Here is a 24,418-nt window from a genome sequence, read left to right on the forward strand (position 1 = left end):
GGTCAGCCTACCGACACTGATTCGGCGATATCCCAAACTGCTTGCGGAAGCTTCTGGAAAAGTGACTGATATCGCTGAAACCGCACTTACCTGCCACATCCCCCACGCTTTGGTCTGAAAAACGCAGCCAATACTTTGCCTGTAACAGACGCAATAACGAAAGGTATTGCTGCGGCGAGATGCCCGTGTATTGCACAAATGCACGCTGCAAAGTACGACGCGCCATACCAAACTGTTGGCAAAGTTGGTCGATATCTAGCGACTGCGCATAATGGCTATTCAAATAAATAATCATCTGACTGAGGCGGTCATCACTTGAGTGGAAATCCTGTGTTTTATAACGCCACTGGCGTAGCGTATGCAGCACTTCAAGAAAAATCATCTCTTTGTGGCTCTCTGCCATCAATTTATCGTCGAATTGCAGTTCTTTAAAACTCCCCAAGCGCTCAATGATGCGCAGCATGATGCGGTTATCAATTTGCCAGACATGGCTTTCCTCAGTGTCAGGTAGCAAATGTGCGATGTTTTTTAGCACATTGAATTGGTCACGACCGAGATATAGAAAATTGATTTGCTTTAGATCTTTCATCGCCTCAAACAGATGATAATCCTGGCGATTAAGGTAACAGAGCATGCCGGAAGTCAGTAAATAAGGCTTCTCATTACAAACATGTATCCCACTGCCACTTTCAACCAAAAATAGCTCACTATATTCGTGAGTATGCTCAAGACTGATGCTGCTTTCCGGTTGCCAAAAATGGAACATCACCTTTTCCAGCGGATGGTGAAAATGGGTGTCACGGGGAAGAATCAGTGGCATGTCTACCTCACCAGTTTTCAGGAGAAGCAGGCAGAATTATCATGTCTGGCAGCGCATTACCTTCGCGTCATTGCCACCCAGCATCAATCTAAAAATCAAACTTGTGACTGCATCCACTGAATAAACGCTTCAATTTTAGGCCACTGCCGCCCAGGAAGTGTGGTGGCGTAGTAATGCTGATGGCATTTCAGGATCATGTCTCCAAATGGGGCCACCAGCTCGCCCTTGTCGATACGTTTTTGCACCAGTCTTTTCCGTCCCATTGCCACGCCCACCTGGTTCACAGCGGCAATCACCGCTAAGTCTGAGCGGTCAAAACCAATGCCAGAAGAAGGCGGTAAATCAACGGAGATATGGCGAAAAGCGGTACGTTGTATACGCTGCTGGAGTTTATCGGCAACCCGATTACCGCCATGTTTATTGCGGTGTTTGTCGCCTATTACGTGCTTGGGATACGCCAGCATATCGGGATGAGCAAACTCCTGACGCATACCGAAAATGGCTTTGCTTCTATTGCCAATATTTTGCTGATTATCGGTGCGGGTGGTGCGTTTAACGCGATTCTGAAAACCAGTGGCCTGGCTGATTCACTGGCGGTATTGCTGTCGAATTTGCATATGCACCCGATTTTGCTGGCCTGGCTGGTCGCGCTAATTCTGCATGCGGCTGTCGGCTCGGCAACGGTCGCCATGATGGGAGCTACCGCGATTGTCGCCCCGATGCTGCCGCTTTATCCCAACGTTAGCCCGGAGATTATCACCATTGCTATCGGTGCCGGCGCGATTGGTTGCACCATCGTGACTGATTCGCTGTTCTGGCTGGTGAAACAGTATTGCGGCGCGACACTCAACGAAACATTCAAATACTATACAACGGCGACTTTTATCGCCTCTGTGTTGGCACTGGGCGCAACGTTCCTGCTTTCCTTTATCATTTAAGCGCAAAGAGATTGTCTTATGAAAAACGCTGAAATAAACACATTGATTCAACAGTTTCCCCTGGTTCGCGATTTAGTTGCGCTGCAAGAAACACGCTGGTTTAACCCGCAAACCACCACGCTTGCCGAAGGCTTGCCGTACGTCGGTCTGACGGCTGAAGATATTCAGGATGCGCACGCCCGTCTGACGCGTTTCGCACCTTATCTGTCGCAGGCGTTTCCAGAAACAGCCGCCACCAACGGGATTATCGAATCAGAAATGGTGGCGATTCCGGCGATGCAAAAGCGCCTGGAGAAAGAGTTTAAGCAGGTGATTGGCGGCCAGATGTGGCTCAAAAAAGACAGTCATCTGCCGATTTCAGGTTCGATCAAAGCGCGTGGCGGGATTTATGAAGTTCTGACTCACGCCGAAAAACTGGCGATTGCAGCCGGGTTGCTGACCACCGAAGACGATTACAGCAAGCTATTGACGGCTGAATTTAAAGAATTTTTCAGCAAATACAGCATTGCCGTGGGTTCAACCGGCAACCTGGGGTTATCCATCGGAATAATGAGCGCGCGCATTGGTTTTAACGTCACCGTGCATATGTCTGCCGACGCCCGCGCCTGGAAGAAAGCCAAATTGCGCAGCCACGGCGTGACGGTTGTGGAGTACGAAGAAGATTACGGTGTCGCCGTTGAACAAGGTCGTAAAGCCGCTGAATCCGACCCGAATTGTTTCTTTATCGACGACGAAAACTCGCGCACATTATTCCTCGGCTATTCGGTTGCTGGCCAGCGCTTGAAAGACCAGTTCGCGCAGCTCGGACGCGTTGTGGATGAACAGCATCCGCTGTTTGTTTATCTGCCGTGCGGTGTAGGCGGCGGCCCTGGCGGCGTAGCATTTGGTCTGAAAATGGCGTTCGGCGATCACGTTCACTGCATTTTCGCCGAGCCGACTCACTCGCCATGCATGCTGCTGGGCGTTTACACCGGCCTGCATGACACAATTTCCGTGCAGGATTTAGGCATTGATAATGTTACTGCCGCAGATGGCCTGGCGGTGGGGCGTGCATCCGGTTTTGTCGGGCGTGCGATGCAGCGCTTGCTCGACGGTTTCTATACTCTTGAAGATCAGACGATGTATACGCTACTCGGCTGGCTTGCAGATGAAGAGAATATTCGCCTTGAGCCTTCCGCATTAGCAGGAATGCCTGGCCCGCTGCACATCAGTGCGGATACGGCTTACCATCAGATGCACGGTTTCACCGCTGAACAGCTACAAAACGCCACGCATATCGTTTGGGCGACGGGCGGTGGCATGGTGCCAGAAGCAGAGATGGCGCAGTATCTGGCAAAAGCGAAGTAATTACAGAGCCCTCACCCCCAGGTGAGGGAGAAAACCGAACAGTTCCCTCTCCCTGTGGGAGAGGGTTAGGGTGAGGGCGACCCACACCCTACTAACCTATTTCAACTCAGGCCAGTACTCTTTGTTTGCCTCAATCAAATCATCAAGAATAGCTTTGGCAACCGATGCACTTGGCACGGTTTTAGACAGCGTAATCGCCTGCCATAACTTCACGTAAGAGCCTTCTTCCCAGGCTTCGACCACCAGTTTTTCTACCGCCACCTGCTGGCTCATCAACCCTTTCTGGAATTGCGGAATGTTGCCGACAACCAGCGGTTCCGGCCCGCTTTTACCGACCAGACATGGAATTTCGACCATCGCTTCCGGGTCAAAGTTATTAATCGCGCCGTTGTTCGGCACAATCAAAAGCATGCGTTCTTGTGTGTTAAAGGCAATTGCCGCCGCCAGATCGACGATGTACGACGCATGTTCGTCAATCTCAAGTTCCCCAGCCGATGATTTCCCGGCCTGAATGATGGCATTACAGGAACCAAACACATGTTTTTCGCGGTGTTCCATCACTTCGTTGGCGCGAGTGTGTTCCGGGTTGGAGTGCTCAACCACATAATCCGGGAACAGATAATATTTCAGGTAAGTATTCGGGAAGGTGCTCGGGTCTAAAGCCCATACGTCTTTTGCTTTAGAGAATGTGTCATTCCAGCTTGCTTCAGTCCCATGCTCATCTGATGGTGGAACATAACCAAATTTAGCCACATGTTCGCGGATCTTCGACATCAAATCATTGCCATTTTTATCCTCGATTGATGTCCACCAGCCAAAGTGGTTGAGGCCGTAATAACGTACGCGCATCTCTTTACGATCTTTCAGGCCAGCGATTTGCGCCATGCGGCTTTCAATGCCGATTGGCATATCGCAAATGTTGAGAATCTTCGCGTTCGGACGCAGTTTACGCGTGGCTTCAGCCACAATCGCCGCCGGGTTGGAATAGTTAAGCATCCAGGCGTTTGGCGAATATTTTTCCATGAAATCAACCAGCTCTAATACCCCGCCGATGGAGCGCATGCCGTAGGCAATCCCGCCTGGACCGCAGGTTTCCTGACCCAGTACACCGTGGCGCAGTGGGATTTTCTCGTCTTTTTCACGCATCGGGTACTTACCCACACGGATGTGCGCCATCACGAAGTCCACATCGGTAAAGGCTTCTTTCGGATCGGTGGTATAGCTGAACTCGATTTCAGGAGCCTGCTCTTTGAGGATGACTTTGCACGCTTCTGCAATCGTTTCCTGACGTGCGCCATCGTTGTCATAGAACTTCAGGGCGCGCAGCGGGAAGCGGTGCTGGTTTGCCAGTAACATCAATACGATACCAGGAGTGAATGTGCTGCCGCCACCGGCTACTACTACAGAGAATTTTTTCATGATACTGCCTCCGTCATGGATTTAAGTTCGGTCAAAGAAGTGTCTTTCATCAGGGTTTCAAGTTGGTCTCGGACTTGCGGGACATGCAGGCCCACAATCACCTGAATACCGTTGCCGCGTCGCACCACTCCGTGGGCTCCCAGCGCTTTGAAAATGTCGTCGCTTTGCGTCTGCGCCATATCCGCAAGGGTGATGCGTAAGCGAGTCGCACAGTTATTGACGCTAAGAATGTTGCCAGTACCGCCCAGCGCTTCGAGGATGCCAGCAGCCTGGCCTTGTTTGGTTTCTTTGGTGGCAGCAGCCGTTGTCTGACTGCGGGACGCCTGGTAATCCGCTTTGCTGTACAGCTTGATCTCACTCTCTTCACGGCCTGGCGTTTTCAGGTTGAAGCGCAAGATTAGGGTGCGGAACACCACAAAGTAGATGCCGGTGAAGGCCAGACCGATACCAATCTGGATAAACATCATCGACGCGTGGTTGTGGAACATCGGTATCCAGTTTTGCGGCAGGAACTGGTCGAGAAGCCCGCCACCCATGTTGCCCACCACGCCACACATGTACATCACGGTCGCCATCGTTGCGGCGAGGAATGCATGGACGGCAAATAAAACCGGCGAGATAAACAGGAAGGTAAATTCAAGCGGTTCGGTAATGCCCACTAGCATCGCGGTGAGTGTTGCGGGTATCAGCAAGCCTGCGACTTTCACGCGGTTTTCAGGAGCAGAAGTGGCGTACAGCGCGAGAGCAATCCCGAGGCAACCAAATATCTTGGAGTTACCGTGCAGCGCAAATCCGCCTTCCGGGAACAGGGTTTTCAGCGGCAGCGTGCTTTGGCTGAACTCCTGTAAATGCTGCGCCCAGTAAACCTGAATGCCCCCTTCCACGACCGCCGGGCCAAAGATAAACGGACCGTAGATAAAGTGATGCAGGCCGGTTGGAATCAGAATGCGTTCCAGGAACGTATACACCCAGACGCCAAGCGAACCGGCGCTGCGCAAGAATTCCTGGAGGGATTCAATGCCCATTTGCACTTTTGGCCAACCAAACAGGGTAAACCAGGCGCAAGGGATCATGGCGAAGAAGGCGACAATCACGACAAATGAACTGCCCTGGAAGATACCGAGAAAGACAGGGAGTTGTTTTTCGAAATAGCGGTTGTGGATAGCCGTGACAAACCCGGAGATAACAATCGCGCCGATGATGCTGGTATCAAGCGTTTTGATCCCGGCAATCATGGTTAGCCCGGATCCCGCCACCGGATCGGCGTTGAAATCGACACCGAAATAATGGCCCCAGGTCATCCCCATGGCGTTGATGAAGTAGTTCCAGGTCATAAAGCTCACCAGCACCGCTAAGCAAGCACGGCCCTGCGCTTGCTTAGCGAGGCCAATCGGTAAGCCGACGGCAAAAATCAGCGGCATATTACGGAATACCGTCCAGCCACCTTCTTCAATAATGTGAACAATTTGCGCGAATAAATTATCGGGTGCGGTGAGCGCTTCACCGACGAACATCGGATTGCGCAGCATGATGGCGATACCGACGACAATCCCGGCGAACGGAAACAACAAAACCGGGGTAAACATTGCGCCACCAAAACGTTGTATTTGACTGAGCATTTTTAAATCCTCACGTAACAACCTGTAGGGTAAATGGCCTTATTTTTTAACGCTGGCCTGAGACTGAGAGTAGGGAGACGCAGGTGACTTATCGTTGCCCGTCGCACCGATTCGTGATCGCTTTCATAGTTTTTATTTGGTGTAAGTTGTCTACTTTTTGATTAATAACTAGACACAGTGATTTTTCCTTTCTAATTCATTAGGTGAATGCGAAATTAAAATCATTTAAATCAAATAATTGATTAATGGAACGAGGGTTTATTAAGCCCAGCGCGAAGTCATTAAGAGGTCTACAGGTGATCTACAAATCTATCGCTGACAGGTTACGCATCCGGCTTAATTCAGCGGATTACAATATTGGCAGCCCATTGCCTTCTGAAAAGCGTCTGGCGAGCGAGTTCGGCGTATCAAGAATGACTTTACGCAAGGCTATAGATTTACTGGTGAGCTGGGGGTTAGTTGTGCGCCGCCACGGCAGCGGCACCTACGTGGCGAATAAAGACGTTCACCACGAAACCAGCAACCTGACGGGTTTTATTGAGGTGATGCGCAACCAGGGCAAAGAGGTGGTGAGTAATGTGCTGGAGTTTCTGATAATGCCCGCACCGCCCGCCATCGCCAGTCAGTTGCGCATTAATATTGATGAACGGATCTATTTCTCGCGCCGGGTGCGCTCGGTAGATGGCAAACCGCTGATGGTAGAAGACAGCTATATGCCGTTGAAATTATTCCGTAATTTGTCCATCGCACATCTGGAAGGTTCAAAATTCAGTTATATCGAGGATGAGTGCCACATTATCGTGTGCGGTAACTATGAAAGCCTGACGCCAGTATTAGCAGACAAGAAGATGGCGAAATTGCTCAACATTGATGAGCTAACTCCCATTCTGCGTATCACATCGCTGTCATATAGCGACAGCGGTGACTATGTGAATTATTCCGTAATGTTCCGCAATGCCAGCGAATACCAGGTGGATTACCATTTACGCCGGGTACACCTGTAAGCGCTGGCATTCATCGTCATTACATCCAGAACAGCACGGCCAGAAGCTGCGGCGTGATAATGCGCAGGAACATCACCAACGGATAAACCGTGGCGTAAGAAAGTGCTGCGGCACCACTGGTCGCGTGCAAACCGTTTGCGAAGGCCAGAGCGGGCGGATCGGTCATCGAACCGGCCAGCATGCCGCACAGCGTCAGGTAATTCATTTTGGCGAGGAGCCGGGCAACCAACGCCGTGACCAGTAGCGGAATTCCGGTAATCAGAATGCCGTAGCCAATCCAGCTCACACCGTCACCATGCAGCAAGGTGCCGATAAAATCACCGCCAGATTTTAAACCGACGACCGCCAGAAATAGCACAATCCCCAATTCCCGCAGCGCCAGATTCGCACTCGGCGGCATAAACCAATACAGCTTGCCGATGCTTCCGATTCTCCCCAGGATAATTGCCATAATCAGCGGCCCGCCCGCTAATCCGAGACGCAGTGCAACCGGGAAGCCCGGAATAAACAGCGGGATAGATCCGAGCAGCACGCCAAGCCCAATACCGATAAACACCGGCAGCATTTGCACCTGCTGGAGTTTTTGCTGCGCGTTCCCCACCTCTGCCGCCACCGCCTCTATGGATTCCGGACGGCCCACCAGATTGAGGATATCGCCAAATTGCAGGCTGGCATTGCTGCTGGCAACCAGCTCGACGCCCGCACGATTCAGGCGTGAAATCACCACGTCATACTTTTGTTTTAAATGCAGGTCGCGGATTTTCTTGCCGAGCACTTTCTCGTTCGTCACCACCACGCGCTCCACACGTAAATCAGTGCCACGTGTGGAAAGTGAGGTATCCACCTGCTGGCCAATCACCAGCAATGCGGAGTGCAGATCTTTTTCCTGGCCGACCAGGTGCAATAAATCTCCGGTTTGAATGATGGTGCCAGGCGCCGGAACCATCAGCAATTCACCGCGTTTCAGGCGCGAGCAGATAATGGTGTCGCTATTGAGTACCGGAACATCCTGAATCGGTAATCCGTTGAGATTCGGGTTGGCAACGCAGATATTCATCGTCTGGAGTTGTGCGTGATATTGCCCTGAGCTGCTATCAAAACGCTGCGCTTCTTGATCGACATTGATGCGAAAAGCCATACGAATGAGCCACATGGTGAGCAAAATTCCGCAAATGCCGAAGGGATAGGCCATCGCGTAGCTCATCCCCATTTTATCCACCAACTCCGCAGGTGTGCCGAGATCGGTCAGAATTTGCTGGCCCGCACCGAGTGCCGGAGTATTCGTTACCGCACCCGAGAAAATCCCAAGCACCACCGGTAACGGAACATCGAAAATTTTATAGATGAGTGCCGTAACCAGCGCGCCAATCACCACAATGAGCAGTGCAAAGAGATTAAGACGCAGGCCGGAAACCCGTAATGACGAGAAGAAACCTGGCCCCACTTGAATGCCGATGGTGTAAACGAAAAGAATCAGGCCAAATTCTTGAATGAAATGAAGCATATCGCCATTCAGGTTTACTCCCGCCTGATTGATAAAATGGCCGACGATAATCCCGCCGAACAACACACCTCCGATGCCAAACCCAACGCCGCGAATTTTGATGTTACCAATCCACAAGCCCACGACTGCGACCAATGCCAACATACTGACGGTTAACGCTATTCCACTCATTTAAGAATTCCCTGTGAATAACATTATTGTTAACAAGGATTCTGGCAGAGAGGCAGGGGAGTTAATGGGGTGCAGAGCACAAAAAAGGCCCCATAAAATGGGGCCTCAAAAGGGGATTACTACTATTAACTATTAAGCGCCGGGCGTTCACTGATGGCGATGCGTTTCGGTGCGACTTCTTCCGGAATTTCGCGTACCAGGTCGATGTGCAGCAGACCGTTGGTAAAGGTCGCGCCGGAAACTTTCATGTATTCCGCGAGGGTGAAGCTCAGGTTAAATGGCTGAGTCACTAACCCCTGATGCAGCCAGGTGGTCTCTTTTTCAGATTTTACCGGCGTCCCTTTTACATGCAGACGCGTGCCTTCCAGCTCGATTTCGAGATCTTCCTGGCGGAACCCTGCCAGCGCAAGCGTAATGCGGTAATGGTTGTCATCGCCTTTTTCAATATTGTAAGGCGGGAATGTCTGACCTTCGCTGCTGGTTTGTAAGGCGTTAGCCAATTTGTCAAAACCGATCCATTGACGCAGCAGAGGTGATAAATCGTAGTTACGCATAGTTATTCTCCTTCTATGAAGCGAGTTTTACCCATCGCCCTTCAAGATTCAGGGTTGTTGGCTGCTCTCGTTCACCCGAATCGCTTACTTTAGTAAGCTCATCGGGATTCATTCGATTGCCGCCTACCTGCATCATGAAGTTGCTCGGGTATGAGCCTTAGGCTCCCTGTCGGCAAGCCTAAGTCTGGTTAAATTTTTGGTGTGGGCCGCTTAATGCGACCCGCAGAATTAATTGATCTCGATACGGCGCGGTTTCATCGCTTCCGGAATCACGCGTTCCAGGTCGATGTACAGCAGGCCGTTAACCAGATTAGCGCCACGAATGTGGATGTTTTCGGCTAACTGGAATTTGCGTTCGAAGTTGCGTTCAGCAATCCCCTGATACAGGTAAGTGCGCTCTGGCTGTGGGTCTGCATGCGCGCCTTTTACTACCAGCAGGTTATCCTGGGCTGTGATTTCCAGCTCGCTTTCCGCGAAACCGGCAACAGCAATGGCAATGCGATAGTTGTTTTCATCAACCAATTCAACATTGTATGGAGGATAGCCGCCGTTGCTCTGACCCTGGTTGTTTTCCAGCAGGTTGAACAGACGATCAAACCCGATTGCAGAACGGTAGAGCGGGGATAAGTCGAAATTACGCATAAATTAAAACTCCTGATAATCAGCGAGAATCAAACATTGCCTTCCATCATGGACAGGCTTCAGGAACCCAGTACCCTTACGGCGTACTGTTATTGGCTACATTCCTAAAATCGGTCCTTATCTACGCTTTTCAAGGGTACAAAAGGAAATTTTTTGCGACATTAGCTGTCAGTACATAGACTCCTTGTGGAGTAAACAAGATTAATCTGCGATAGCCGCCACAGAGTGGCAACCGCACAGTTTTTATTCTCTGTATGGGTGATATAACCCAATGCAGCCAGGCCGGAAATGGCCCTTATTAACGAAAATTAACAGTGATGATGAAAAGTTATCTTCCAACAATAATTCTGGGCAGCGGGCTTCTGACAGTCAGTGGATGTTCAAGTGTTATGACTCACACAGGTGGGCAAGAGGGAACCTATCCCGGCACTCGCGCAAGCTACGAAATGCTGACTGACAGCGAAACGAGCTGGGGATACAAGCCATTTGTCGCGCTCGATATGCCATTTACCGCAGTAGCGGATACCGTGTTGTTACCGTGGGATCTGTTCCGTGAAGATAAATCACTAAAATCCAGGGTTGAAGCGAGCGAGAGCAAGAACCTGGCGACCAATTCTGTGATCCCGCCCGTTCAGTAATTAAAGCCCTGTTTGGGTCATAAATAGCTGGCGGAAGCCGTCGACATCTTGCATCCACGCAACCTGTTTCCCATCGGGTGAAAACACCACCGCATCCGCTGATGGCTCGTTGCCATTTGGCGGCGTGAGCGGTGTAATGGCACCATTATTCACATCGCACAATACAATCCGATTGTTCTGCACAAAGCCCATAGCCCGCCCTGACGGGTGCCAGTTAAACGCCGACTGAATGTCATCTTTACCCTGCGTAAGCTGGCGTGGCTCCCCGCCGTTGGGTGAAACCAGAAACATCTGCACCACACCTGAATCGTCACGCATCAAAAATGCCAGCAAACTGCCATCCGGGGAGCTTCTCACCCAATGCCGTGGCTGCGGGGTTAAACCGGGATAGCAGTGCTGGTGAGTAAACGTAAGGCGACGTTGCTGCACACCCGCAGGTGGCGCAGGAAGCGTAGTTTGCGTGCCTTCAATCGGCTCATCACCCGCAATAAAATACGCCTCTTTGTTCTCGGGCAAATCAACGATAAACAGCTCTGGCACTTTGTCGCCGCTTTCTGAAAGCGTATCGCCGATAAACGCCAGCGCCCAGCGCTGTTGGTCTCCATCTGCTTTACGGTAGCCATTATTGCCTACCCAACCTTCTTCGTAAGCACGGTTTATGTCATCACTGCCTGCCTGTGGCGTGGATGTCGTGCGGCTAACCAACACGCAATAATGGCTGCCGTCATATTCACGAGGATGTTGCTTCGCGGGTGTCACAGGCCCGTAAGGCAGCGCAATGCCGACGTTACGCAAATCTTGCGCCGCGTCGTATTCATGCATGACGTGGTCGTTATAGGTGAAGCTCAGGCGTGAACCATCGTGGCTCCAGACATGAACATGACTGCCGCCGCGCAGTGCGCCTTTGGTAAAGGGTGGGGTGATATCCATTGCGTCGAGATTGGTTGCCATCCCGTTTTCGACCACCACGCCACGGCGGTGATGGAAATCGTACTGCCAGGTTTCATCAGGATTTTCGGGGCCGTGGATAAAAACATAACGCTCAGGTTGCTGCGGATTTACCGTCACTACGCCAACATGCGCACCCAGTGATGCCCGGTACACAACCTGCACTTCGCCGGTATTGATATTAACGCGCTCAATGGTTTCGCTGGTAAACGACGCGCCAGAAGGGCGCACATCAAACACCAGATATTGGCTATCTGGAGTCCAGGTATGGGTGTTGGTGAGTTGATGATGACGAGATGCAAAAGTGAGTTGTTTCATGTCGTTATCCAGACAATGACATCAAAGAGAGAAGAGTACAGTACACATAGATACTGGCCGCAGCAAAACTTCACGCTGACTTCATATTCGTTTTGTACATTGCCGTTCATTCTCTACCTGAGGCAAAGACAATGGAACATTTCGACGTAGCAATTATTGGATTAGGGCCCGCAGGCTCAGCGCTGGCACGGCAATTAGCCGGATCGAAGCGTGTGATTGCACTAGATAAAAAACACCAGCATGGCACTGATGGATTCACCAAACCCTGCGGTGGACTACTGGCACCGGACGCCCAACGCTCATTTATTCGTGACGGTATAACCCTGCCAGTCGAGGTCATCGCCAACCCGCAAATTTTTAGCGTCAAGACGGTCGATGTGGAGACATCACTCACTCGCAACTACCAGCGTAGCTATATCAACATCAATCGCCACGCATTTGATTTATGGATGAAATCGCTTATTCCTGATGACGTTGTGGTTCACCATGACAGTCTGTGCCAGAAAATCTGGCGTGAAGAGGGTAAATGGCAGGTGGTTTTTCACAGCGATGGCCAAAAACAGCACGTTACCGCTGATTATCTCGTCGGTGCCGACGGGGCTAATTCTCTGGTTCATCGCCACCTGTATCCCGATCATCAGATTCGCAAATACGTCGCCATTCAGCAGTGGTTTGTAGAACAGCACCCCGCGCCGTTTTACTCATGTATTTTTGATAATGACGTAACGAATTGTTATTCCTGGAGTATCAGTAAAGACGGCTATTTTATCTTTGGTGGCGCGTATCCAATGAAAGAGGGACAGCAACGCTTTGAAAGTCTGAAAGAAAAGATGGCCGCATTCCATTTCCGATTCGGAGAAAAGGTAAAAAGTGAAAAATGCACCGTACTATTTCCATCGCGATGGGCAGATTTTATTTGCGGGAAAGAAAATGCGTTTTTGATTGGCGAGGCGGCAGGTTTTATCAGCGCAAGTTCACTCGAAGGAATTAGCTATGCGCTCGACAGTGCAGAGATCCTTAATTCAGTGCTGAAGAACAAAGCAGAGGATCCCAACGATGCGTACTGGCGCGCAACAAGGAAACTACGCATTAAACTCTACGGCAAAATCATCAAAAGCCGGTGCTTAACCGCTCCGGGATTAAGAAAATTGCTGATGCAGAGCAACGTTGCGCATATCCCGCTAAACATAAATGAGCCCACCTGCCGGGATTACACAACGGAAAATCTGTGATGCAAGATATTAGAAGTTTCACCCTGAAGCGTTGACGCCTCAGGGTAAATGCCTGGAGATTTTTATCCCACCCTTTCTACTTTACCCACCAACAGGATGTAGGAGAGTGCGCCAAGCAGCGCCACAGCAGAGATATAAACCAGCGCTGGGGCGAAACCGTAGCCCTGCGCAAGGTAGCCGACAACCAGCGGAACGGTGATCCCGCCCAGGCCGCCAACAAAGTTGAATACTCCGCCGGTCAGACCAATCAGGCGCATCGGTGCCAGCGACGAAACTAGCGACCAGGTGATTGAAGCAAAGCCGTTACCAAAGAAGGCGATGGCCATTAGCGTCATAATCCACACCGGATCATTGGTGTAGTTCGCGCCCATAATGCAGGTGGAGATCAGCAAGCCGCAGATGATTGGCGTTTTGCGCGCAATCCCCAGTGAATAGCCTTTGCGAACCAGCCTGTCAGCCACCCAGCCCGAAAGCAGCACGCCAAAGAAGGCGGCCAGGAATGGAACGGTAGTCATAAACCCGGCTTTCAGCGCAGTAATGCCTTTTTCTTGCGTGAGGTAATTCGGGAACCAGGTCAGGAAAAACCACAGCGTGGACGTGACCGCAAACTGGCCAAGATAAACGCCAACCAGTTTGCGATGGAATACCAGTTTCCAGTCGGCTGCGGTCATAGGAATGCGGGATTTTTTCTCGGTTGGCGCATCGCCATCGACCAGGCCACCGCCATCACGAATATAATCCAGTTCAGCCTGATTGATGCCTTTGCTGGCACGCGGTGACTGATAAACCTTAATCCAGATAAATGACCAGATGATGCCTACGCCACCGGTGATAATAAACACCCAGTGCCAGCTCAGCATTTCCTGAATCCAGATAAGCAACGGCGTGAGGAATGCCAGCCCGACGAACTGGCCAGAAGTATAAAAACCTACCGCAGACGCACGCTCATGTTCCGGGAACCAACTGGTTACCATGCGGTTGTTCGTCGGAAATGCAGGGGCTTCAAAAATACCGGTAATCGCACGCAGGCCAATTAACGACATTAATCCGGTAGCAAAACCCTGGAATAACGTTGCGACAGACCAACCGAAAATCGCAATAAAATAGGTCATGCGCGAGCCGACGCGGTCAAGGAACCAGCCGCCAGGAATCTGGCATAAAGTATAAAGCCAGGCAAAAGCCGAGAAGATATAACCCATCTGGGTTTTGGTAATACCAAATTCTTCCTGAATATGGGCAGAGGCTACGGCCAGATTAGCGCGGTCGACATAACAAATAACCACGGTAATAAAGATCATAATAAGCGTCACATAACGACGACGCGTAGGTTTTGTAGCGGTTACAGAAATATCCATCGTGTTCTGTCTCCAGAATTTGGGCATGGCAATACCAGCCACCATGCCCTGTTATATACAGAGGGTGTTTTATATTTATTGGGGTATTACAGGTGGTTTATAAAATAACCCTCACCATTCGGCAATTGAACCATCTTCGTAACGCCATAAAGGGTTGCGCCAGTCGGCTACATTTTTACTGCGTTCAATGACTTTTTCTTCATCAATTTCTACACCAAGGCCTGGTTTCATTAATGGCATAAAGTGACCGCCATCCATTTTGAAATCGTCTTTGTTTTTTACGAAGTCGAGTAATTCCGCACCTTTGTTGTAATGAATCCCCATGCTTTGTTCCTGGAACACCGCGTTGCGGGACACAAAGTCGATGTGCAAACATGCAGCCAGTGCGATTGGGCCAAGCGGGCAATGTGGAGCCAGTGAAACGTCATAAGCTTCAGCCATACCGGCAATTTTGTAGCACTCGGTGATACCACCAGCATGAGAAAGATCGGGTTGCAGAATCGCCAGTCCGCCGGCTTCCAGTACGCGTTTGAACTCAAAGCGCGAGAACATACGTTCGCCTGCGGCGATTGGAATGTGGGTTTGTGCCGCAAGACGCGGATAGTATTCTGCTTGCTCGGCAAGAACCGGTTCTTCAATAAACAGCGGGCGATATTGCTCTAATTCTTTAATTAATACTTTCGCCATCGGCGCACTGACACGGCCATGGAAATCCAGACCAAATTCAATTTCATTGCCAAAGGCTTCGCGAATTTGTGCAACGGTATTAACAGCGGCATCAATTTTACGGGAGTTATCAATAATTCCCATTTCTTCACAGCCATTTAATTTAAAGGTATCAAAGCCAATTTTCCGCAATGCGGAAATACCTTCAATCACTTCTGATGGACGATCGCCACCGACCCAGCTATAGGCTTTAATTTTATCGCGAACCAATCCACCCATTAATTGCCAGACTGGTGCATTTAATACTTTACCTTTTATATCCCACAACGCCTGGTCAATACCGGCAATTGCGCTCATCAGAATAGGGCCACCACGATAAAAACCGCCGCGATACATCACTTGCCACAAATCATTAATACGCGCAGGATCCTGTCCAATCAGCATTTCACTTAATTCATGAACGGCTGCCTCAACGCTTTTTGCCCGGCCTTCAATAACCGGCTCGCCCCAGCCGACAATACCTTCATCGGTTTCAATTTTCAGGAACATCCAGCGCGGGGGTAATCGATAAGTGGTTAATTTAGTAATTTTCATGGCTGCACAGCCTCCTTGTACGCTTTAACAAATGCTTTCGCCTTCTCAGTTGTACGCTTAACAGATTGACCCGCACGGTATAAATCGCTGCCAAGACCTGCTCCAGCGCAGCCCGCTTTTAGCCATTGCACCAGGTTTTCAGGCGTCACACCACCAACCGCAAACACGGGTACTTCTGGCGGCAGCACGGCTTTAAGCGCTTTGATGTAGTCCGGGCCAAAAGAGGAAGAAGGGAAGATTTTCAGCGCCTGAGCGCCCGCATCCAACGCGGTAAACGCTTCTGAGGCGGTGGCACAACCGGCGCAGACCGTCATTCCGCTGGCGACGGCACGGCGAATAACTTCCGGCTGCGTATTCGGTGTGACAACCAGTTTGCCGCCCATCTCAGCCAGCTCATTGACCTGATCGGGTTTCAAAACGGTCCCTGCGCCAATCAGTGCGCGATGCCCAAATTCTGCAACCATTGCGCGAATACTTTGCTGCCAGTCTGGTGAATTCATCGGGATTTCTATCGCATCAAATCCCGCACCCAGCAACGCGGCAACATGTGCGTGTGCTTCGTCCGGTGTAATACCGCGCAAAATAGCGATGAGCGGTAGATTAGTTTGCCACTGCATTTGCAATACTCCTTATTCCTGCCTGGAATGCATTGTCACCATCCAGCACTTTCGCCTGGTAACCCAGCAACTCAAGTGCTTTGATATAGCGCTGGCTCAGGGATGGATTAGCAACAATGGTGACAGGCTGTTGAGTGTCCGGAGCGTACAGACGAGTCATCGCCGCCACTTCGTTACCAATCAACAACCCGGAAAGAAATTCGCTGACTTCGCTACGCGGCAGTTCACCCAACACATGGGCAGCCCGTATTTCAAAAAGTCGTGGCAACAAATCGCTATCGTTGATACCGCGATGCAGCCCGGCCTCGAAGGCTTCGCGACTGGTTTGTTGCTCAGGCAGGCCTGCGCCAATTAAGGAGTGGTTCAGCAGAATATGATGCAGCTCACCGGTCATCACGGTGCGGAAATCCTGCACCGTTTCGTTATCCGCATGAACCCATTTGCAGTGCGTTCCCGGCATGATGTAGAGCGACGACGGGCCTAGAGTTCGCGCCCCGAGAAGCTGGGTTTCTTCACCACGCATCACGTTGCAGTTGCCGTCGCTCTGGACACAAAGGCCGGGAATGATCCAGACGTTATCCAGCACCGGGGTCAGTTGCTGGCTTAAATCAGAAAACCGCGCCGGACACGGCAAGTAAGGGGCTATTTTCCACCCGGCATTGCTGCCTACCATCCCGGCCATCAAAACTGGCGTAGTTTTTTCACGCCATCCCTGGGTGACTTCATCGAACACCGCTTCTGGGGTTTTACCGTTCAGGCGCGTAACGCCTGCGGTGGTCTGGCGACTATCAATGCAAATTCCGTCCTGGTAATGCCAGGCGCGCAGGTTAGTCGAACCCCAGTCAATAGCGATGTAGCGTGATGTCATGTGATTTCCTTTAGTCGTTTGGTGGAGCTGGCAATCATTGTCAGCGCCGCTTTTTCTGCCGCCTCTCTATCCTGATGACGAATCGCATCGAATAGCGCTTTATGTTCCTGAAGCGTTTGCGGCATGTTGGCTTCATCACCCATCCAGGTGCGTTCGAAAACCGCACGCTGGAGCGAGCTTATTGCGATACTTAACTGCTGCAGCACCGGGTTATGCACTGATTCCAGCACCGCTTCGTGGTAACGAATATCGGCTTCGTTGAACGCATCACGATCCTGGTTATTCGCCACCATGTCGTTGAGTGCGCCTTCGATACGCGCCAGGTCATTTGATGTAGCCCGTTCTGCGGCCCAGCGTGCGATGGCGGGTTCGACCAGGTTTCTCACTTCGCTCATGGCGCTAATCAGACGCGGGTCGTAGTCGTTTTCCAGCACCCACTGCAACACTTCGGTATCAAGGTAATTCCACTGGTTACGCGGCTGCACAAAAGCGCCGCGATAACGCTTCATTTCAACTAAGCGCTTCGCCATTAAGGAGCGAAAAACTTCGCGGATAATGTTGCGTGAGGTTTCGAACTCCTCACATAAGTCCGCTTCTGACGGTAATGCAGCACCCGGGGTGTACTTGCCGCCGACAATCTGTTTGCCCAACGTCACGATGATGCGATCGGTCTTAGTCATGGTTTGCCCTGTTCAACATAGGTTTTAACCACATTTTACCGCGATCGCTGAAAAACACCGCTATTTTGAAGTACCAACGTCATTCAGATTATTCTTCTGATGTTCGTAATGTAGTACAACACAGATATGTTGTACTACAATTTGGATCACAAAACAGACAATCAATAGATATAAAATATGTGGAAGGATCGTGTTGTTACATTGAAGGGGAACTGAGATGGGGTATTTGAGGGTCGAGAAACCCCGGCTGAGTTATTGCCGGGGCTTAAGGCTTAAATGTTATCGATCGTTCAGAACAAACTTCTCAATCGCATACGCAACGCCATCATCGAGATTCGATTTTGTGACGAAGTTGCTGACTTCTTTCACTTTATCAATGGCGTTTTCCATCGCCACACCGATACCCGCGTATTCCAGCATCGCGATGTCGTTTTCCTGATCGCCCAGCGTCATCACTTCTTCTTGCTTGATGCCCAAAGATTCCGCCAGCGCTTTCACGCCTGTGCCTTTGTTAACGCGTTTGTCGAGGATCTCAAGGAAATAAGGCGAGCTTTTCAGCAATGTATAACGCTCATACACATCGGCTGGAATTTTAGCGATGGCTTTATCCAGAATCGCTGGCTCGTCGATCATCATCACTTTCAGGTACGCGCCGTTTTTATCCATGTTTTCTGGCTCGCTGAATACCAGCGGGATATTGGCGACAAAGGATTCATGAACGGTGTAGTAGCTGATATCGCGGTTCGCGGTGTACAGCGTGTGTCTGTCCAACGCGTGGAAGTGGGAACCGACTTCGCGGGAAAGCTGTTCCAGGTAGCGATAGTCGTCATAACTCAGCGCGGTTTGCGCCACGGTGCTGCCATCGTTGGCCTTCTGAACTAATGCACCGTTATAGGTAATGCAGTAGTCATTCGGTTTATCCATATGCAGCTCTTTGAGATAGCTCTCAACACCTGCAAAAGGACGTCCGGTACACAAAACAACGTTGACGCCGCGTTCGCGCGCGCTGGCGATGGCTGCTTTAACGGCTGGAGAAATGGTGTGGTCTGGCAGCAACAGTGTGCCGTCCATATCAATAGCAATGAGTTTTATAGGCATAGGATTTTCTGAGGTAATGAGTTTATCTCATGCTAACGCGATTAAGCCTGCAAAAATAGCGCTACGTTACGGGTGAAAAAGGTCCGTTTTTTGGATGAAAAAAACGCCACCCGTAAAGAGTGGCGTATATACCCAAAATAATTCGAGTTGCAGAAAGGCGGCAAACACGAGAATCCCGATGAGCTTACTCAAGTAAGTGATTCGGGTGAGCGTGTGCAGCCAACGCATCTGCGGCTTGAAGTATGACGGGTATTAGCTAAAGAATTTATCCTTCAGCATATGGAATCCTTTGGTCAGCAAATCTTCATCGTGAGCCACTTCACCTGCTGGCGATAAAGTATCGACAATTTTCGGGAACTGCTCTGCCAGCAGCTGAGATGCGCTTCCCACATCAATCCCGAGTTTTTCAGCCAGGCCGCTAATTGCAGGCGTGCCCAATACATCTTGTATTTGCTCCGGGCTAACGCTTTGATTATGTGCGCCACTCAGCCATGAAGTAACCACATCTGAAAAACCTTTTTCGCGAAACCGCTCCAGAATTGCCTGAATGCCGCCTTGTTCATTTATCCATGTAAGGATGACTTTGAATTTACCTGCATCGCCACCCCCCATCATGCCAGTAACTTGATCGAATAAACCCATGACCGTGTCCTCTTGCATTCACGAAGTGTGTACTTGAAGTGTAGTCACTCAGGGGGATTAACACGGGAAAATAGAGGCAAGGTGAGGGAAATGGTTGGTGGACAGAAGCCCACCAACAGGTACAGATTAGATATCGATATTCGCCGCTTTCAGGGCGTTTTCTTCGATAAATGCACGACGTGGTTCAACCGCATCACCCATCAGGGTGGTGAACAGCTGATCGGCTGCAATCGCGTCTTTTACAGTCACGCGCAGCATACGACGGCTTTGTGGATCCATTGTGGTTTCCCACAGCTGATCCGGGTTCATTTCGCCCAAACCTTTGTAACGCTGAATAGACAGGCCACGACGTGACTCTTTGCCCAACCACTCCAGCGCCTGCTCGAAGCTGGCAACTGGCTGTTGGCGCTCGCCACGTTCAATGAACGCATCTTCTTCGATCAGACCGCGCAGTTTCTCGCCCAGCGTGCAAATACGACGGTATTCACCACCAACGATAAACTCTTGCTCCAACGGATAGTCAGTATCAACGCCGTGGGTACGCACACGAATTACCGGCTCAAAAAGATTCAGTTCACGGTTATGACGAACCAGGGAGTTCCAGGTACTGCCGTGCTGCTCGTTTTCGTTAAGCGCATTAACCAATGCTGAAACCCAGGCATTCACTTTGCTTTCGTCAACCAAATCGGCATCAGCCAGCGTCGGGTGATAAACCAGGTTGTTCAGCAAGTTGCGCGGATAACGGCGCTCCATGCGGCCAATCATTTTCTGGCAGGCTTTAAACTCAGACACCAGTTTTTCCAGCGCTTCGCCAGCAATGGCTGGTGCGTGGGCGTTGGTGTGCAGCGTTGCGCCATCCAGTGCGATTGCGATCTGGTATTGGTCCATCGCTTCATCATCTTTGATGTACTGCTCTTGCTTGCCTTTCTTCACTTTGTACAGCGGTGGCTGTGCGATATACACGTGGCCGCGTTCAACGATTTCAGGCATCTGACGGTAGAAGAAGGTCAACAGCAGAGTACGAATGTGTGAGCCGTCGACGTCCGCATCCGTCATGATGATGATGCTGTGGTAACGCAGTTTGTCCGGGTTGTATTCGTCACGGCCAATGCCGCAACCTAACGCGGTAATCAGCGTGGCAACTTCCTGAGAGGCGAGCATTTTGTCAAAGCGCGCTTTCTCAACGTTCAGAATTTTACCTTTCAGCGGCAGAATCGCCTGGTTCTTACGGTTACGCCCCTGTTTTGCAGAGCCGCCCGCAGAGTCCCCTTCCACAAGGTACAGTTCGGAGTGAGCCGGGTCGCGCTCCTGGCAGTCAGCCAGTTTGCCTGGCAGACCAGCCAAATCCAGCGCGCCTTTACGACGGGTCATTTCACGTGCGCGGCGTGCTGCTTCACGAGCACGAGCCGCATCAATAATTTTACCGACGACGATTTTCGCATCAGACGGGTTTTCCAGCAGGTATTCAGACAGCAATTCGTTCATCTGCTGCTCGACCGCTGTTTTCACTTCTGAAGAAACCAGTTTATCTTTGGTCTGAGAAGAGAATTTAGGATCTGGAACTTTTACGGAGACAACAGCAATCAGGCCTTCACGGGCATCGTCACCGGTGGCGCTCACTTTCGCTTTTTTGCTGTAGCCTTCTTTTTCCATATACGCATTCAGCGTACGTGTCATCGCCGAGCGGAAACCTGCCAGGTGCGTACCACCATCGCGCTGCGGGATATTGTTGGTAAAGCAGTAGATGTTTTCCTGGAAACCATCGTTCCACTGCAACGCCACTTCCACGCCAATGCCGTCTTTTTCAGTGCTGAAATAGAACACGGTTGGGTGAATTGGAGTTTTGTTTTTGTTGAGGTACTCAACGAACGCGCGGATACCACCTTCGTAGTGGAAGTGGTCCTGGCGGCCATCACGCTTATCAATCAGGCGGATAGAAACACCAGAGTTCAGGAACGACAGTTCACGCAGGCGTTTAGCCAGAATGTCGTATTCAAACTCAATCACGTTGGTGAAGGTTTCGTGGCTTGGCCAGAAACGGACTTGCGTACCGGTTGCATCGGTATCACCCGTTGCCGCCAGCGGCGCTTGTGGCACGCCGTGGATGTAAGTTTGCTGGTGTACTTTGCCTTCACGGCGAATCAGCAGTTCCAGCTTCTGAGACAGGGCGTTAACAACCGAAACACCCACGCCGTGCAGACCGCCAGAAACTTTATAAGAGTTGTCATCGAACTTACCGCCGGCATGAAGCACGGTCATGATAACTTCGGCTGCAGACACACCTTCTTCAGGGTGAATGCCGGTAGGAATACCACGACCATCATCGGTTACGGAAACAGAGTTATCAGCATGAATGGTGACAACGATGTCTTTACAGTGACCGGCAAGGGCTTCGTCGATAGCGTTATCTACGACCTCAAATACCATGTGGTGCAGACCGGTGCCGTCGTCCGTATCGCCGATATACATGCCTGGGCGCTTACGTACCGCATCCAGCCCTTTAAGGACTTTGATACTGGAGGAGTCATAAGAATTCGACATCAACGTTTCTCGCTCATTTATTCTTGGGTTAATCCGTTATTTTACCCTGATCCACGGCGAACATCTTCGAATTTTTGTCCGCCATATCCATCACATGTTCTGCGCTAATCGCGCTAACAAAAACCTGTGATTCCGTCGCCTTTAACCGGCTGGCTAATAGACCACGACGTGCATCATCTAGTTCAGAGGCAAAATCATCTATCAGATACAGGCAACGCTGCCCGTTCTGTCGGGTGAGAAACTCACCCTGCGCCAGTCGTAAGGCGCACATCAGTAATTTAAGTTGCCCACGCGACAACGTATCTTCTACCGGCGCACCGTCTGCACGAATTCTGAAATCAGCTTTGTGAGGGCCGTGGGCGGTGTAGGTCAGCATTCTGTCGCGCTCGAAGTTGCGCTCCAGTAGCTCACCGTAGTCACTCTCTTTTTCCCAACCACGCTGGAAGGAAAAGTTAAGCGCGAATTCCGGTAGAAATTGCGCACAGGTATCTGCCATGTCATCGGCAATGGCTGCACTGTACTCGGCACGCCAGCGGCTGATTTGCTCCGCTAGTGGGATAAGCTCTTGATCCCATGGTCGTAGTTGCGCATAGCGCGTGACTTGCCGCAACGCAGCGTTACGTTGCTTTAGCAGGCGCTTGAGATTGCTCCAGGCGACGAAAAAACCTGGTTCGTTGTGGAAACATCCCCAATCGAGGAAAGCTCTACGGTATTTGGGGCCGCCGTTGAGCAATGTAAACCCTTCAGGGGTGATGAGTTGCATGGGCATTAACAGCGCGAGTTCAGCCACTTTGTGGCCGTCGCTACCATCAATGCGCACTTTGCTGTCGCCTGCACGGTCTTTGGTCAGGCCAACAGAGGTTTCCCGCTCGCCGTTCTGTATACGCCCATGCAGGACAAAGGATTCTGTTTCATGGCGGATCACACGTTCAATTTTCAGACTGCGGAAAGCACGCCCGTGCCCGAGGGTATAAATCGCCTCAAGCACGCTGGTTTTGCCACTTCCGTTGGCTCCGACCAGAAAATTAAACCCTGGAGACAGAGCCAGATCCGCATTTTCGATATTTCGAAAGTCTTTAATCAGTAAACGCGACAGCGACATCTACAGTCTCATTGGCATGACGACATAGGCCGCAGCCTGAGAAGCTGCATCTTCAATTTGCACGCTGGAAACAGAGTCAGTCAGCAAAATGCGTACGTTCTCGCACTTCAGTGCGTTTAGTACATCAAGCACGTAACTGACGTTAAAGCCGATTTCCATATCTGTGCCGTCATAAGTGACGTCCAGAATTTCTTCGGCTTCTTCCTGCTCCGGGTTGTTAGCGGTGATTTTCAACTGATTGGCAATCACTTGCAGACGAACGCCACGGAACTTCTCATTCGACAAAATCGCCGCACGTGAAAATGCTTGTTTCAGCAAATCACAGCTGGCATCGAGATGTTTATCCGGGTTCTTCGGCAATACGCGGCGATAATCTGGGAAACGGCCATCAACCAGCTTAGAAGTGAAGATAAAGTCGCCGACGTGAGCACGAATGTTGTTGCTACCAATTTGAATGCGCAGCGGTGAATCACCGCCGTCGAGCATACGCATCAGCTCAATCACGCCTTTACGCGGCACGATCACCGAATGGTTAGGCAGAGACTGACCGACCGGCATTGAACACACAGCCAGGCGGTGACCATCGGTCGCCACGGTGCGTAACTCTTCGCCTTCGGTTTCAAACAACATGCCGTTCAAATAGTAACGAACGTCCTGATGCGCCATAGAAAACTGCGTGGCTTCAATCAGGCGTTTCATGGTCGCTTGCGGGAGCGTGAATTCTACTTCGCTCTGCCAGTCGTCCAGGTTCGGGAAATCCGCCGCAGGCAGCGTTGAAAGCGAGAAACGGCTACGCCCGGAGCGCACCAACATGCGGTCGCCCTCAAGCTGAACAGCGATTTCTGCACCTTCCGGCAAACCACGACAGATATCGAAAAATTTACGCGCAGGAACGGTTGTAGCACCCGGCTCATGCGGTTGCACCAATGCGACACGCGCGACCATCTCCATTTCCAGGTCAGTGCCTGTTAATGAAAGAGTCCCTTCCGCGACTTGCAACAGCAGGTTGCCGAGAATCGGTAACGTCGGACGGCCACCTAAGGGGCCACTCACCTGTTGCAGCGGTTTTAATAAAGTTTCACGTTCAACGGTAAATTTCAT

21 protein-coding genes and 2 pseudogenes are annotated in these 24,418 nt (G+C 50.9%); 5 read left to right on the forward strand and 18 right to left on the reverse strand.

Annotated elements, in window-relative coordinates; translation table 11 throughout:
- Positions 1-7: 7 nt before the first annotated feature.
- Entirely contained in the window at positions 8-820 is an 813-nt protein-coding gene (locus GBAG_RS20240) for a helix-turn-helix domain-containing protein (protein WP_051873764.1), read from the reverse strand.
- A gap of 95 nt (positions 821-915) precedes the next feature.
- Positions 916-1,179 (reverse strand): annotated as a pseudogene (locus GBAG_RS20245) (DNA-binding transcriptional regulator DsdC); the annotation flags it as partial.
- On the opposite strand from GBAG_RS20245, the pseudogene GBAG_RS20250 reads away from it, so the two are divergent.
- Together GBAG_RS20250 and dsdA are read left to right on the forward strand one after the other, a co-directional pair.
- Positions 1,171-1,758, forward strand: a pseudogene (locus tag GBAG_RS20250) (GntT/GntP/DsdX family permease); the annotation flags it as partial. The pseudogenes GBAG_RS20245 and GBAG_RS20250 sit on opposite strands and share 9 nt — an antisense overlap.
- A gap of 18 nt (positions 1,759-1,776) precedes the next feature.
- Entirely contained in the window at positions 1,777-3,105 is a 1,329-nt protein-coding gene (gene dsdA / locus GBAG_RS20255) for a D-serine ammonia-lyase (RefSeq protein ID WP_034499745.1), read from the forward strand.
- 96 nt (positions 3,106-3,201) lie between these two features.
- Here the strand turns inward: dsdA and GBAG_RS20260 are convergent, their stop codons facing one another.
- Both GBAG_RS20260 and GBAG_RS20265 read right to left on the reverse strand, forming a co-directional pair.
- Positions 3,202-4,524 (reverse strand): 6-phospho-alpha-glucosidase, encoded by a 1,323-nt coding sequence (locus GBAG_RS20260; protein WP_034499747.1) that lies wholly within the window; start codon positions 4,522-4,524, stop codon positions 3,202-3,204.
- Complete coding sequence (locus GBAG_RS20265; protein ID WP_034499750.1) at positions 4,521-6,143, reverse strand: alpha-glucoside-specific PTS transporter subunit IIBC; 1,623 nt, start codon at positions 6,141-6,143, stop codon at positions 4,521-4,523. Before GBAG_RS20265 ends, GBAG_RS20260 begins: the two co-directional genes overlap by 4 nt.
- Before the next feature lie 296 nt (positions 6,144-6,439).
- On the opposite strand from GBAG_RS20265, the gene GBAG_RS20270 reads away from it, so the two are divergent.
- Positions 6,440-7,147, forward strand: coding sequence for a GntR family transcriptional regulator (locus GBAG_RS20270; RefSeq protein ID WP_034499752.1), 708 nt, complete (start codon positions 6,440-6,442; stop codon positions 7,145-7,147).
- Between the two features lie 19 nt (positions 7,148-7,166).
- On the opposite strand, the gene GBAG_RS20275 is transcribed toward GBAG_RS20270, so the two are convergent.
- The 3 genes from GBAG_RS20275 to ibpA all read right to left on the reverse strand — a co-directional run bounded on the left by GBAG_RS20275 (position 7,167) and on the right by ibpA (position 10,018).
- The gene (locus GBAG_RS20275) at positions 7,167-8,822 is read right to left on the reverse strand and encodes a putative transporter (RefSeq protein ID WP_034499754.1); all 1,656 of its coding nucleotides are present in this window, start codon (positions 8,820-8,822) and stop codon (positions 7,167-7,169) included.
- A gap of 125 nt (positions 8,823-8,947) precedes the next feature.
- A complete protein-coding gene (gene ibpB / locus GBAG_RS20280; RefSeq protein ID WP_034499757.1) occupies positions 8,948-9,376 on the reverse strand; it encodes a small heat shock chaperone IbpB in 429 nt (142 codons plus the stop codon).
- 228 nt (positions 9,377-9,604) lie between these two features.
- Complete coding sequence (gene ibpA, locus GBAG_RS20285; protein WP_034499759.1) at positions 9,605-10,018, reverse strand: small heat shock chaperone IbpA; 414 nt, start codon at positions 10,016-10,018, stop codon at positions 9,605-9,607.
- A gap of 317 nt (positions 10,019-10,335) precedes the next feature.
- Here ibpA and GBAG_RS20290 point away from each other — a divergent pair, with 317 nt between their 5' ends.
- Positions 10,336-10,656 (forward strand): YceK/YidQ family lipoprotein, encoded by a 321-nt coding sequence (locus tag GBAG_RS20290; protein WP_034499761.1) that lies wholly within the window; start codon positions 10,336-10,338, stop codon positions 10,654-10,656.
- Here the strand turns inward: GBAG_RS20290 and GBAG_RS20295 are convergent, their stop codons facing one another.
- Positions 10,657-11,922: a YidR family protein gene (locus tag GBAG_RS20295; protein WP_034499764.1), complete on the reverse strand. Its 1,266-nt coding sequence runs from the start codon at positions 11,920-11,922 to the stop codon at positions 10,657-10,659.
- Between the two features lie 131 nt (positions 11,923-12,053).
- On the opposite strand from GBAG_RS20295, the gene cbrA reads away from it, so the two are divergent.
- Positions 12,054-13,154 carry a colicin M resistance lipid reductase CbrA gene (gene cbrA / locus GBAG_RS20300; RefSeq protein ID WP_034499766.1) on the forward strand — a complete coding sequence of 367 codons (1,101 nt, stop codon included), beginning with the start codon at positions 12,054-12,056 and terminating at the stop codon, positions 13,152-13,154.
- Positions 13,155-13,216: 62 nt separating this feature from the next.
- Here cbrA and GBAG_RS20305 read toward each other — a convergent pair whose 3' ends face one another.
- The 10 genes from GBAG_RS20305 to dnaN form a co-directional block, all read right to left on the reverse strand.
- Positions 13,217-14,554, reverse strand: coding sequence for an MFS transporter (locus GBAG_RS20305; protein ID WP_072011225.1), 1,338 nt, complete (start codon positions 14,552-14,554; stop codon positions 13,217-13,219).
- A 66-nt stretch (positions 14,555-14,620) separates the two neighbouring features.
- The gene (gene dgoD / locus GBAG_RS20310; protein ID WP_034499772.1) at positions 14,621-15,769 is read right to left on the reverse strand and encodes a galactonate dehydratase; all 1,149 of its coding nucleotides are present in this window, start codon (positions 15,767-15,769) and stop codon (positions 14,621-14,623) included.
- The gene (locus GBAG_RS20315) at positions 15,766-16,386 is read right to left on the reverse strand and encodes a 2-dehydro-3-deoxy-6-phosphogalactonate aldolase (RefSeq protein WP_034499775.1); all 621 of its coding nucleotides are present in this window, start codon (positions 16,384-16,386) and stop codon (positions 15,766-15,768) included. The genes dgoD and GBAG_RS20315 overlap by 4 nt, the downstream gene beginning before the upstream one ends.
- Complete coding sequence (locus GBAG_RS20320; RefSeq protein WP_034499777.1) at positions 16,370-17,254, reverse strand: 2-dehydro-3-deoxygalactonokinase; 885 nt, start codon at positions 17,252-17,254, stop codon at positions 16,370-16,372. Before GBAG_RS20320 ends, GBAG_RS20315 begins: the two co-directional genes overlap by 17 nt.
- Entirely contained in the window at positions 17,251-17,934 is a 684-nt protein-coding gene (gene dgoR, locus GBAG_RS20325) for a D-galactonate utilization transcriptional regulator DgoR (protein WP_034499780.1), read from the reverse strand. Before dgoR ends, GBAG_RS20320 begins: the two co-directional genes overlap by 4 nt.
- Before the next feature lie 279 nt (positions 17,935-18,213).
- Positions 18,214-19,032: a sugar-phosphatase gene (gene yidA / locus GBAG_RS20330; RefSeq protein WP_034499782.1), complete on the reverse strand. Its 819-nt coding sequence runs from the start codon at positions 19,030-19,032 to the stop codon at positions 18,214-18,216.
- Between the two features lie 252 nt (positions 19,033-19,284).
- Positions 19,285-19,674 carry a YidB family protein gene (locus GBAG_RS20335; protein WP_034499784.1) on the reverse strand — a complete coding sequence of 130 codons (390 nt, stop codon included), beginning with the start codon at positions 19,672-19,674 and terminating at the stop codon, positions 19,285-19,287.
- Positions 19,675-19,800: 126 nt separating this feature from the next.
- Entirely contained in the window at positions 19,801-22,215 is a 2,415-nt protein-coding gene (gyrB, locus tag GBAG_RS20340; RefSeq protein WP_034499786.1) for a DNA topoisomerase (ATP-hydrolyzing) subunit B, read from the reverse strand.
- A 28-nt stretch (positions 22,216-22,243) separates the two neighbouring features.
- Positions 22,244-23,317, reverse strand: coding sequence for a DNA replication/repair protein RecF (gene recF, locus GBAG_RS20345; protein ID WP_034499790.1), 1,074 nt, complete (start codon positions 23,315-23,317; stop codon positions 22,244-22,246).
- Positions 23,318-24,418: a DNA polymerase III subunit beta gene (dnaN, locus tag GBAG_RS20350; protein ID WP_034499793.1), complete on the reverse strand. Its 1,101-nt coding sequence runs from the start codon at positions 24,416-24,418 to the stop codon at positions 23,318-23,320.

The organism is Buttiauxella agrestis ATCC 33320 (assembly GCF_000735355.1).
GTDB classification, from domain to species: domain Bacteria; phylum Pseudomonadota; class Gammaproteobacteria; order Enterobacterales; family Enterobacteriaceae; genus Buttiauxella; species Buttiauxella agrestis.